This window comes from Nodosilinea sp. LEGE 06152, from assembly GCF_015207525.1.
Classification (GTDB): domain Bacteria; phylum Cyanobacteriota; class Cyanobacteriia; order Phormidesmidales; family Phormidesmidaceae; genus Nodosilinea.
The window spans coordinates 58,769-69,267 of record NZ_JADEWR010000037.1 but is presented as its reverse complement, the minus strand read 5'-3'; the positions used below and the strand labels follow the sequence as shown (position 1 = coordinate 69,267).

Sequence of the window (10,499 nt, the reverse complement as noted above, 5' to 3'; positions counted from 1 at the left end):
AAACTGACGACCGCAGGCTACACAGATGTGGTTTTGTTTACCTTTCCGCTTGCCATTCTTACGGATGTGAGTGGCTCCACATTCTGGACATTGCATCGCAGATCACCCTAACTCATCTCTCAATTATGCAACGCCAAAAGATGATATTGATGACGCCATCGGCAGCGTACTGCCCAGTAGCCTGCACCGTTACTTCTTCTTTGATGGGGAGCGGATTGAGCAGATTGTCAAAACCGAAAACCGGGCCGATATGGCCACCGCCATTAAAACCCTCTTGAGTGTGGAAATGCTGGAGCGGGGCATCAACCACCTCGACTATGCCCGCAAACAGCTCGAAAAAGAGCTGAGGGATATTGGCGACACCGAAACCAAGCGGTTGGTGTCTGAAAAAACCGGACTAGAAGAGGAAAAGGCCCAAAAAGAAACCCGCCGCGAGGCGATCGTGCAGGATCTGCTCAACCAGGAAGATCTGAAGCAGCGCTACAGCGCCCAACTGCGCGACCTGGACAAGGTGAAAGAAATTCAGCAGCGGCGCGACACCTTACAAAGCCAGATGGAAGACCTGGAGCAGCAACTCGCCCGCAGCGAAGATCGCCTGCGACGCACCATTTCGTCGCGGGGCTATATGGTGTTTTTGGGCGACACCATTACTCAATTTAAGGAGCTAGCGGCTGACCTGCGGCGCAAGGGCGAGCTGCCAGCGGGCATCAAGCGCCAGTTTGTGCAGGATCTACTCGACCAAGAAGCCTGTATTTGCGGTGCTCAGCTTACCTCTGGTACCCCCAATCGCCGGGAGGTGGAGACTTGGCTGGGGAAAGGGGGCTTACAGGATGTGGAAGAGGCCGTGATCAAAATGAGCGGCGAGGTAGAAAGCCTGGAGCGGCAGATTCCTGAGTTTTGGGCCGAAATTGACCAGGAGCAAGCCAGCATTGAAAACCTGCGCCAGCGCATTGCCCGCCTGCAAGACCAAATCAGCGGCATCCGCGACCAGCTTAAGGGCAATGAAGATGTGAATGTGCAGGGCATTGAGCGGCGGCTGGAGGAAACCGAGCAGGCTATTACCGCCCGCCACCGGGAAGATGCGGTGCTGAAGGATGAGATTAAGCGGCTAGAGGATGCGATCGCCGAGGTCGATAAGCAGATCAAGGCCCACAAGGCCAAAGATAAAGAACAGGCTCGCGTGAAGCGGCAAATCGAAGCGGCCCAGGATGCAGTGGCTCGGCTGAATAAGGTAAAGCATCGGGTCGATCTCAAGTTTCGAGCGGTGCTGGAGCTGAAGGTGCGGGAGATTTTTCGCAAGATTTCGTTTACGCCCTACTTGCCGAAGCTGACGGAGAACTATGAGCTGCGGCTGATCGACCCCAACCTGGATGGCGAGGCAACGGTGGCGGTTTCGACGGGGCAAAATCAAATTCTCAGTCTGGCTTTTATTGGCAGTGTGATTGAGCGGGTGCGCTACTGGAGCAAGAAGCACTCGACGATTGGGCTAGATGGGGGCGGCTTTCCGATTGTGATGGATTCGCCTTTTGGCAGTTTGGACTCGGGGAACCGTAGCAACATTGCCGAGGCGATTACGACCCTGGCGGATCAGCTGGTGGTGCTGGTGAGCAAGACCCAGTGGCTGAATGAGGTGGAGCGGGAGATGGAGCCTGCGGTGGGGGCAGAGTATGTGCTGGTCTACTACACGGCGAAGGAGGATGCGGAGTTGGAGGAGATGGAGCGCTACGGGCGCAGCTACCCGCTGGTGAAGCGCAGCCCGAATGAGTTTACTTGGACGGAGGTGGTGAAGGTGGAGAGGTAATGGGGTGGATGGGGTAAGTACAATGGGGAAAAACCGCTGATGACAATGGGGAACGCTATGGTTGGCACAGCCTCGGTACCACAACCCATCGTTAGCAATGAATGGGTAGCCGCCTCGTGGACAGAGTATGTGGCGCTGTTAGAGTCTGGGGTGCCACAGGATGCCCGCTGCTATTTTGATACTGATTGGATGAGGGTAGAAATGTCGCCCCTGGGTGCACTACACGGACGGGAAAACTCGATTGTTTCTACGCTAGTGGTGCTGTATGCCACGCTGAAGGGCTTGCGTATGGTGGAGCTGACCAACACCACGTTTCGCAAAACTGGCTTGCAAGATGCCCAGCCCGATATTGCCTTTTATGTAGGTCAGGGGTTTGACCTGCCACCGCGCGACAATCAACCGATTGATGTGTTGACGCACGGTGCGCCTCAGCTGGTGATAGAAATTGCCTCGACCACGCTAAATGACGATCTGGGCAAGAAGCGGCTGCTGTATGAGCGGCTAGGCAGCACCGAATATTGGGTGGTGGATGTGCAGGCAGCCCAGGTGATTGCCTTTGAGATTGCCGATCGCCGCAGTGGGCAAGTCGATGAGTCTCGGGTGTTGCCAGGATTGGCGATGTCGACGCTGGAAATGGCACTGGAGCGATCGCAGCATGAGGATGATGCAACCATCACTCGTTGGCTGCTGGAGCTGTTTAGCCATAACACCGAGGAAGGCTAGATGGTCTTGACGTTAATGACGGCTAATTTGTAAAGGGCGGCGTGGTGTTGGTGCTGCTCCGTTGCTTGCTTAGACTCTATTATTTACTTCTAAAAAAATGGCAGATATACGAATTAAGGTGGCGAAGGATAAGGCGAAGCTGGTGAAGGCGCTGAGGGCTGGAGAGGGATCGACCGGGCCGTTTCAGACTTATGCAGATGTTGTAACTTTTGCAGCAGCTTTTGGATTTAGCAAAAAAAATCGTGTGCCATTTGAGCAAGCATCAAGGCGTGATCCAGATCCAATACCAGGTGATCAATTTAAGAATCGTGGCCTTATGGATCTGATTGCTATTGCAGAAACCCAAAACCCAAATATTCTCAGTAGTGACGAAGAGCAAATCCAGGCAAAGGCAAAAATCTTTAAAGAATACGCCAATGGCGGATTTGAGATCCTTGAGAATCAATTTAGCGGAGTCGCTGATATTTCAAAACAGATTTTATTGTTTGTGCAATCAATTAATAAGGATTTTGGCTCTGAAGACTTAGACCTATTGTCCTTTCTATAAATCGCTTTTCAACGGGTGCCTGTTCCAAATTTAGAAGCACTTACCTACTACGCCAAGAAGTTTCAGCGATTGCGGGTTGATCGCGCCCATGGTACGGCTCCCCACAAGCCAATTTTGCTGCTGGCGGTGATAGAGCGCTTTGAGCGGGGCGAAATGTCAGAGAACCGTATTGACCTGTCGCCAGAACTCAACCACACCTTTCTGAAATACTGGAGCTATCTGGGTTCAGCCGATCACCACCCCGATATTTCTCGCCCATACTTTCACATGAAGAGTGGAAAGTTTTGGCATTTGGTGATGAATCGAGGGTTTGAGCCGATTTTGGCCGCAAAGATTAAGCTCAAGACGCTTTACGAGGTGAAGCAAGCGGTTAGCCATGCCTACGTTGACGAAGACCTGTTTGATTTTTTGCAGGATGCCCCCTGCCGAGAGAGTCTGCAAGCTGTATTGGTGGGCCGCTGGTTTCCGGGGCGGCTGGCTGAAATTCAAGAAATTGCGAGAACTGATGATTTTCAAGACCCGCCGGGGTACTTTATGGATGCCTACGCTATGTATATAGACAGGCTGAAGGAAGCCTGATGCAGGGTCGAGCATTTTGACCAAAGGTTTGACCTACTACGCTAAGAAGTTTGCCAACCTTCGGGTTGACAAGGCCCGTGGCACTGCGCCCCACAAGCCAATCTTGCTGCTGACTGTGCTGGATCTGTGTGAGAAGGGGCTGATTAGCCGCAATGAGGTTTACCTGTCGCCGGAGTTGACGGCAAATTTTCTCAAGTTTTGGCATCAGTTTGTCTCTAGCGACCACCACTCGAATATTGCTCTACCGTTTTTTCACCTGACGGGGGATAAGTTTTGGCACCTGATGCCGAACCCTGGCTTTGAGGCGGCTATCCAGGCGAAGGTGAAGATTCGCACGCTGCCTGCGCTGCGCTCGGCGGTGAAGTATGCCTACCTGGATGGGGAACTGTTTGCGCTGCTGCAAAACCCCCAGAGCCGCACGGAGCTGACAACTATCCTGATTCAGGCCTGGTTCCCTGAAAAGGGTAATGAGATTGCGGAGTCGTTTAAGTACGACGAGTTTGAATCGGTGCAGCAAAGTCTGTTTGACTCGGGTGGAGCCACCTACAAGGTTGAAGATCTGCGGGATGAAGACCGAATTTTTGTGCGGAATGCGGCGTTTCGGCGGAATGTGGTGAAGCTGTATGACCAGCGCTGCGCCTTTTGTAAAACGCGAGTGGTAAGTTGGGATGGGCTAAATATTGTAGACGGGGCACACATCCAACCATTCTCTGAGTTTCGGGATGATCGCTTTGTGAACGGCCTAGCCCTCTGCAAAAACCACCACTGGGCCTTTGACCACGGCTGGTTTGGTGTAGATGACGACTACCGAATTGTGATTCCGCAGGAACGTTTTATGGAGGAGGCTCCGGTACAGAGTCGGGGAATAATGGGGTTCAAGGAGGAGCAAATTGAGTTGCCAAAGGACAGAAGATTTATGCCGAGTATGGAGGGGTTGAAATGGCATAGAGAGAAATGGGGATTGATCTAATCCGAGAAATTCGCAGAAGGAAAATCATGATTATTCTAGTAGATTAAGCGAAAATTTATAGCTTTTGTGGGCTAAGAGATATTGCTTCCAAAATAGCTATATTGCTCAAAACTTTTGATTTAGCAGTAACCAATATAAACGAAGAATGAATCTTTTTAATGGCAAGAAGCCTAACACTCCAAAACAAGATCGAGCTCACAACCCACAGAATGGGAATGACGCTGAAAAGTTAGCTTCCTCAATGTTAGTTCTGGCATGTCAAGCTGAGATAAGGTGGGGTTTCCGCGAAGAGGACGGGGATAAAATTGACTTATTCCTCTCGTGTGAGCACCCTTGGTATTTAGGAGAACGTCTCATAATTCTTGTCCAGATTAAGTCGGGAAAAAGTTATGGGGAACAAAAAAAAGATGGTTTTCTTCTTAAGAAAAATGCCAAAATAGCTGCTCAAAGAACGAGTCATCCAATTTGTATCGTCTGGGTAAATAGAGAAAGTACAGCTTGCTTCTGGGCTTACGTTCACCCAAATTCTAATGATTTATCACAGGAATATGGCTTGCATCACTCCATAACGCCAGCAATGCTTTTCGACCTAGCTAGATGTTCAGGTAAATATACATTGAAGTCTAGAGGGGGAGGAGGAATTATTGTACGCAAGCGAACTACACATCTAACACAGCGGCGGAAGAATGTGAAATCTAGCTACAGGCAGATAGCTCAGGAAGGCATTTTATCTCCTGTCTTGGGAAATATAGAACTAACAAGACTAGGTTGGAGACATATGCTTAGAAAGTCAAGAGCTTCTAAGCATAAGGAAGCAAGCCTAAATACTATCCCGTATTTAAAAAGATTCTTAGAACAATTGCCCTCATCCCATGCAATCCTATCAGTTAATTATCTTCGAGAAGATGGATTTGTATACCGCTCGGTAGAGCATCTATTAAAGTACGAAAAAGCAAAGATAAATGTCGGAAGTAATAATAATAATTCGGTTCCAAGAACTTTTCTATTTAAAATTTTAGAAACAGTCAGATATCCAGAAGCCTGGACATCCGAAGCACATCTAAGCCAAAAAGTGGAGCGTAGAGTGGTGCTTAAAAACGCTTATTATAAAGAACAGCATTAATTTGAGGAAATTTTGAGGGAGATGACGCCAGTAATTGCGTCCTTGGTCTGCCTAATTATTAGTTAGGCACTAATCAAAGTTAGCCAGGTAGCTTACTGGGCCGGAAGGCACTCGACATCCCCCGCTGATAATATAGCATCATTGGCATTGCTTGAGTAAGCATGACTCCATAGATCAATACATCGAAAGCTTTCCCCTTCTTGTAGATTAAACCTCATTTCCTACGTAGAGATTTACAAAAGCTTTCGCTGCTTCAGGCTTGAGAGTTTTTAACGCTCTAACAATTTCAATAACTGTTTCAGCCGTTGGATCGCGTTTTTCGTTGACCCAGCGGTAGACGTTATTGCGCTCTACATCCATAGCCACCGCCAGCGCAAACTGGCTGATGCTGTAATCCTCTAGAACCTGCTTGAGCGCTTTGCCTGCTTTTCCCATCCGTTCATGGTTTCAGAGTTTCTGCCATCCAGACACATCCTAGTGGTTGACAGTCAACCTTTGGGCAGGGTAAATTGCCTTTCAACGTCCTAGTGGTTGACAAGACTATGCAAGACCAATCCCCCACCGCCCGCTACAGTGCCCGCATCCTCAACCCCGATGCCACCGGCCCAGTCCACCTCGAACTCACCCTCAAACTCCACAGCTACCCCCACCCCGACCGCGAACCTGTCAAAATCCTCGTTATCGGCAGCAAACAGTCTGTCAGTTCCATCGTCGTTGCCCTCCACCAGCTCGGCTTTGCCGAAATCTTGGAGTGGACAGACTTTCTCAGTGCCCCCAACGCCGACAGGCCGTTGCAGTTCCAGCCCCATGAGGTTATGAAGGCGTTGGTGAAGTACCTGCCCAGAGAATAGCGGCAGTGATTGACCACGAAATCACCGGCCAAAAACTCCACGATTCCCGCCCCAGCGCCGACACCACCACCCTCGGCCCCGACGAGTGGGCCATACTCGCCACCCTCTGCGACGACGACCCCATGTATCTCGAACTCGTCGCCAAACTCCTCGACACCGAGCGCAAATACCAAACTATGAGCCGCCGCACCGGCATCTACAAGGCCCTACAAGCCTGCTTTGAAACCAGCGCCCTCGCCAAAGCCCCCGCCATCCAGCGAGCCGAAACCATCCGCGACCTCAAAATCGCTGAAGAAACCGGCGACGTCGAAACCTTTCAAACCGCCTGGGCTACCCTCAAATTTGGCCAGGTACCGCCTTCAACCGAAGGGAAATAGGGGCGGTAAAGGTGGTAGGGTTCCCCAGGTACAATTGAGTCATTCCAAAAGGCTGTGGGCTAATCTCTACACCGCATCATGCTGTCAGCACACGATCAGAAAATTTTGACAGAATTTGCCAGCAAAATTCGTGGCCAATTTCCCCAGGCCAGCATTTGGGCTTTTGGCTCACGGGCCAAGGGCAGCGCCCAGCCCGATTCAGACTTTGATATTTGTGTCGTTGTAGACAAATTAGACCGCACCATCTGGAAAGCCGTTAGCGACATTGCCTGGGAAGTTGGCTTTTACCATGACGTGGTTATTACCACAGTCAAATATTCTCACCAGCAGTTTGAGGCTAGCCCTTATACCGCCAGCCCTCTCGTTCACAACATTCTCTCAGAGGGTATAGCTGCATGAGCCAGTCAGACGATATTGCTGCTCTGGTTAAGGCGCGACTTCAGCAGGCCCAAAATGCTCTAGAAGCATCCAATGAATGCTACGTACAGGCTGAGAATTTCGTACGCCAGGTGAGAGAGTACTTACAAACCCTATGATCTTCCTCGATCTCACCCTAGAAAACTTTGGCCCCTACTACGGGCAGCACAGCCTCAACCTGCGCCTCGAAGCCGGTCGCCCCATCATTCTCATCGGCGGGCTGAATGGCGGCGGCAAAACCACCCTGATGGATGCCATTCGCCTAGCCCTGTATGGTCAACGTGCTCAAATCGACCGCCGCCGCAGTTTGGCCTATGTCAACTTTCTGACCCAGTGCGTCAACAATCAAGCCGCCTCCGAAGAGAGTGCCGCAGTCGAACTCACCTTTGAGCACGTGATCTACATTAGCGGCATCGAAAAGCTGGGCCAGGTAAAGGTGCGGCGCACCTGGCAGCGGGGCCGCAAAGATACCCTTACCGTCGAGCTAGACGGCTGGCCCAACGAATACCTCACCCAAAACTGGGATGAACAAGTCGAAGACTGGCTACCCCTGGGGCTCTCTAACCTATTTTTGTTCGACGGTGAACAGGTCAAAGCCCTAGCTGAACAAGACACCCCGCCTCCCAGCGTGGTCAGCGCCATTCGCGCCGTTTTGGGGCTAGAACTGGCCGATCGCCTCGCCAACGACCTGGCAGTTTTGGTTAGCCGCAAACAGGCCGAACTAGGGGATGACGCCGCCCAGCAGCAGGTAGAAACCCTGCGCCACCAGCTCACCCAGGCCGATCGCGATTTATCTACCGAAGCCGCCACCATTGAGCAACGCGAGGCCGATCTTGCCGCTGCCGAAACCGCCCCGCAAGAAGCCGAAGACCGCTTTTTTGCCGGGGGCGGGCACATCACCGAACAGGCCGAACCCCTCCAGCAGCAGGTGAAAACCTGGCGCACCGAAATCAAAATTCAAACCCAGGCGCTCCACGACCTAGCAGCCTCGGTGCTGCCCCTAGCCATGATTCAGGGTTTGCTCATTGATGGAGCCGCCCAGGGACAACGAGAGCAAGACCAGCAAAAAGCTGCGATCGCCCGCGAAGCCCTAGTCAACCACGACCAGCGCCTGCTTGACCTGCTCAGCCAGCTCAAGCTCAAGCCCATCCAGAAAGAGCAAATTGAGGCGTTTATGCAGCAAGAGAGCCAAAGCTTAATCACCACCGCCACAGGCGTCGCCTGGCTTGAGGCCTCAGACGATAGCCTGGCTCAGCTCACCCACATCCTTCAGCACCAGTTGGCCAACGAGCAACAGCTAACCCAAACCCACCTCAGCGCCCTGCAACAGCTCAACGACGACATTGATGCCCTAGAGGGCAAACCGGCCAAAGCCGCCTCTGCCGAAGATTACGAAACCCTCAAGTCAGCCCGCAACGCGGCTCAAACCGATCTAAAAGAATGCCAGATGGCCTTGGAAATCCACCGTTGCCGCTACGGCGAGCTAGAACGGCAGCGGCAAACCTTGCAGAAAGCCCTCAGCAGCTATGGCAAGGATGCGATCGCCGACAGCCAAGCCAACATTCTGCTAGACACCGCCCCTAGGGTGCAGGCAACCTTAGCGGCCTTTAGAGAAAAATTGACCGAGAAAAAGCTTAGCGCCCTTGAGACTCAGGTAACCCAGTACCTTAAACTGCTACTGCACAAAGCTAGCCTGGTGAGCCAGGTAATGATCGACCCAGCCACCTTTCGCCTTGACCTCTACGATACCGAAGGCGCACCCTTACCCATTCAAAGCCTCTCTGCCGGTGAAAAGCAGCTACTCGCCATTTCATTCCTTTGGGGTCTAGCCAATAGCTCTGGTCGGCAGCTCCCCGTTGCGATCGATACTCCCCTAGGGCGACTCGACTCAGAACACCGCAACCACCTGGTCGATAGCTACTTTCCCCAAGCCAGCCACCAAGTCATACTGCTCTCCACCGACACCGAAATTCGCGCCGAAGAGGTAGATCGGCTGCGGGGGGCAGGGGCGATTTCCCGTGAATATATGCTGGAGTACGATCCAAAACAGCGACAGACAGCAGTGGTATCGGGTTACTTTTGGTAGATGGTTATGCAAATTGAACTTCCTCAGGCTGCGCTTAAACAGTTTTGCCAACGCCACCACATTAAAAAGCTATCGGTATTTGGCTCTGTGCTGAGGCCAGACTTTAGCGCTGAGAGTGATGTCGATTTCTTGGTCGAATTTGAGGCCGATCATATTCCCGGACTCATTCGTCTAGCGGGTTTAGAACTAGAGCTATCTAACCTAATTCACCGCGAGGTCGATTTGAGAACTCCCAAGGATCTAAGCCGTTATTTTCGAGACGACGTTCTAAGCACTGCGGTAGTTCAGTATGACAGCGCTCAATGACGATATTCGATTGAGGCATATGCTAGATGCCGCTAATCAGGCGATCGCATTCATGGAAGGCAGAAGCAAACTTTCCCTCGATGCCGATGCCATGTTGTTGCTAGCCGTGGTCAAAGCTATTGAGATTGTTGGTGAAGCCGCCGCCAAAATCACTAAAGAACGGCAAGCTGAGATTCCGCAAATTCCCTGGTCCCAGATCATCAGCATGCAAAACCGCTTGACTCATGCCTACTTTGATATTGATACTGATGTCCTTTGGCAAACCATTGTCGAAGATCTGCCTGAGCTGATTCGTGAGCTTGAAACACAAATAGACCAATAGCTATGCAACCTCCTACCGATCGCATTAAACTTTCGCAAGCCGCCAAAGATCAATTGATCAAGCTCAAGCGCGTAACCAAAATCTCTACATGGAATGTGCTTTGTCGTTGGGCCTTATGTCGCTCCCTGGCAGAACCGTCTATACCCTCGCCCGTACCCATCCCCGCCGACAGCAACTTAGAAATGACCTGGCAGGTCTTCGGTGGCCCTGTTGCCGACCAGTTGCTTATCGCCCTTAAGCAGCGCTGCCACCAAGATGGGCTAGGGACAGACGCAGAAACCCTCACCACCCAGCTCCGCCTGCACCTGCACCGGGGCATCGGCTACCTAGCGGGTGATCTCAATTTGAAATCGATTGAAAACTTTTGCCAACTCGCTTTGCCCGAACGGACTTGACC

At 51.7% G+C, this 10,499-nt stretch carries 15 protein-coding genes and 1 pseudogene; 14 read left to right on the top strand and 2 right to left on the bottom strand.

Annotation, left to right across the window (positions count from 1 at the left end):
- Positions 1-96, bottom strand: a pseudogene (locus IQ265_RS28085) (IS1 family transposase); the annotation flags it as partial.
- Here IQ265_RS28085 and IQ265_RS28080 point away from each other — a divergent pair.
- From IQ265_RS28080 to IQ265_RS28055, 6 genes are all read left to right on the top strand, one after another.
- Entirely contained in the window at positions 71-1,801 is a 1,731-nt protein-coding gene (locus IQ265_RS28080; protein WP_194055100.1) for an ATP-binding protein, read from the top strand. The pseudogene IQ265_RS28085 and the gene IQ265_RS28080 overlap by 26 nt on opposite strands.
- A 45-nt stretch (positions 1,802-1,846) precedes the next feature.
- Positions 1,847-2,524 (top strand): Uma2 family endonuclease, encoded by a 678-nt coding sequence (locus IQ265_RS28075; protein ID WP_228037938.1) that lies wholly within the window; start codon positions 1,847-1,849, stop codon positions 2,522-2,524.
- A gap of 97 nt (positions 2,525-2,621) precedes the next feature.
- On the top strand, positions 2,622-3,071 hold the full coding sequence (locus tag IQ265_RS28070; RefSeq protein WP_194055101.1) for a DNA phosphorothioation-associated protein 4: 450 nt from the start codon (positions 2,622-2,624) through the stop codon (positions 3,069-3,071).
- Positions 3,072-3,086: 15 nt separating this feature from the next.
- Positions 3,087-3,650 carry a hypothetical protein gene (locus IQ265_RS28065; RefSeq protein WP_194055102.1) on the top strand — a complete coding sequence of 188 codons (564 nt, stop codon included), beginning with the start codon at positions 3,087-3,089 and terminating at the stop codon, positions 3,648-3,650.
- Positions 3,651-3,666: 16 nt separating this feature from the next.
- On the top strand, positions 3,667-4,620 hold the full coding sequence (locus tag IQ265_RS28060) for an HNH endonuclease (protein WP_194055103.1): 954 nt from the start codon (positions 3,667-3,669) through the stop codon (positions 4,618-4,620).
- Positions 4,621-4,765: 145 nt separating this feature from the next.
- Positions 4,766-5,743, top strand: a complete 978-nt coding sequence (locus IQ265_RS28055; RefSeq protein WP_194055104.1) for a hypothetical protein — start codon at positions 4,766-4,768, stop codon at positions 5,741-5,743.
- A gap of 207 nt (positions 5,744-5,950) precedes the next feature.
- Here the strand turns inward: IQ265_RS28055 and IQ265_RS28050 are convergent, their stop codons facing one another.
- Positions 5,951-6,178: a helix-turn-helix transcriptional regulator gene (locus tag IQ265_RS28050; protein ID WP_194055106.1), complete on the bottom strand. Its 228-nt coding sequence runs from the start codon at positions 6,176-6,178 to the stop codon at positions 5,951-5,953.
- Positions 6,179-6,285: 107 nt separating this feature from the next.
- On the opposite strand from IQ265_RS28050, the gene IQ265_RS28045 reads away from it, so the two are divergent.
- From IQ265_RS28045 to dndE, 8 genes are all read left to right on the top strand, one after another.
- Positions 6,286-6,594 (top strand): hypothetical protein, encoded by a 309-nt coding sequence (locus IQ265_RS28045; protein ID WP_194055108.1) that lies wholly within the window; start codon positions 6,286-6,288, stop codon positions 6,592-6,594.
- Positions 6,595-6,599: 5 nt separating this feature from the next.
- Positions 6,600-6,971, top strand: a complete 372-nt coding sequence (locus tag IQ265_RS28040) for a hypothetical protein (RefSeq protein WP_194055110.1) — start codon at positions 6,600-6,602, stop codon at positions 6,969-6,971.
- 78 nt (positions 6,972-7,049) lie between these two features.
- Complete coding sequence (locus tag IQ265_RS28035) at positions 7,050-7,370, top strand: nucleotidyltransferase domain-containing protein (protein WP_194055112.1); 321 nt, start codon at positions 7,050-7,052, stop codon at positions 7,368-7,370.
- A complete protein-coding gene (locus tag IQ265_RS28030) occupies positions 7,367-7,507 on the top strand; it encodes a hypothetical protein (protein ID WP_194055114.1) in 141 nt (46 codons plus the stop codon). The genes IQ265_RS28035 and IQ265_RS28030 overlap by 4 nt, the downstream gene beginning before the upstream one ends.
- The gene (dndD, locus tag IQ265_RS28025) at positions 7,504-9,474 is read left to right on the top strand and encodes a DNA sulfur modification protein DndD (protein ID WP_194055116.1); all 1,971 of its coding nucleotides are present in this window, start codon (positions 7,504-7,506) and stop codon (positions 9,472-9,474) included. Before IQ265_RS28030 ends, dndD begins: the two co-directional genes overlap by 4 nt.
- On the top strand, positions 9,475-9,780 hold the full coding sequence (locus IQ265_RS28020; RefSeq protein WP_194055118.1) for a nucleotidyltransferase family protein: 306 nt from the start codon (positions 9,475-9,477) through the stop codon (positions 9,778-9,780).
- A complete protein-coding gene (locus IQ265_RS28015) occupies positions 9,764-10,102 on the top strand; it encodes a HepT-like ribonuclease domain-containing protein (RefSeq protein WP_194055120.1) in 339 nt (112 codons plus the stop codon). Before IQ265_RS28020 ends, IQ265_RS28015 begins: the two co-directional genes overlap by 17 nt.
- A gap of 2 nt (positions 10,103-10,104) precedes the next feature.
- Positions 10,105-10,497, top strand: coding sequence for a DNA sulfur modification protein DndE (gene dndE / locus IQ265_RS28010; RefSeq protein WP_194055121.1), 393 nt, complete (start codon positions 10,105-10,107; stop codon positions 10,495-10,497).
- Positions 10,498-10,499: the final 2 nt, after the last annotated feature.

What these genes read in the sequence shown, in the direction of transcription:
- IQ265_RS28075 (WP_228037938.1), top strand. Translation starts at nt 1,847, where the DNA reads ATGGGGAACGCTATGGTTGGCACAGCCTCGGTACCACAACCCATCGTT.
- IQ265_RS28070 (WP_194055101.1), top strand. Translation starts at nt 2,622, where the DNA reads ATGGCAGATATACGAATTAAGGTGGCGAAGGATAAGGCGAAGCTGGTG.
- IQ265_RS28055 (WP_194055104.1), top strand. Translation starts at nt 4,766, where the DNA reads ATGAATCTTTTTAATGGCAAGAAGCCTAACACTCCAAAACAAGATCGA.
- IQ265_RS28050 (WP_194055106.1), bottom strand. Translation starts at nt 6,178, where the DNA reads ATGGGAAAAGCAGGCAAAGCGCTCAAGCAGGTTCTAGAGGATTACAGC.
- IQ265_RS28045 (WP_194055108.1), top strand. Translation starts at nt 6,286, where the DNA reads ATGCAAGACCAATCCCCCACCGCCCGCTACAGTGCCCGCATCCTCAAC.
- IQ265_RS28035 (WP_194055112.1), top strand. Translation starts at nt 7,050, where the DNA reads ATGCTGTCAGCACACGATCAGAAAATTTTGACAGAATTTGCCAGCAAA.
- IQ265_RS28030 (WP_194055114.1), top strand. Translation starts at nt 7,367, where the DNA reads ATGAGCCAGTCAGACGATATTGCTGCTCTGGTTAAGGCGCGACTTCAG.
- dndD (WP_194055116.1), top strand. Translation starts at nt 7,504, where the DNA reads ATGATCTTCCTCGATCTCACCCTAGAAAACTTTGGCCCCTACTACGGG.
- IQ265_RS28020 (WP_194055118.1), top strand. Translation starts at nt 9,475, where the DNA reads ATGGTTATGCAAATTGAACTTCCTCAGGCTGCGCTTAAACAGTTTTGC.
- IQ265_RS28015 (WP_194055120.1), top strand. Translation starts at nt 9,764, where the DNA reads ATGACAGCGCTCAATGACGATATTCGATTGAGGCATATGCTAGATGCC.
- dndE (WP_194055121.1), top strand. Translation starts at nt 10,105, where the DNA reads ATGCAACCTCCTACCGATCGCATTAAACTTTCGCAAGCCGCCAAAGAT.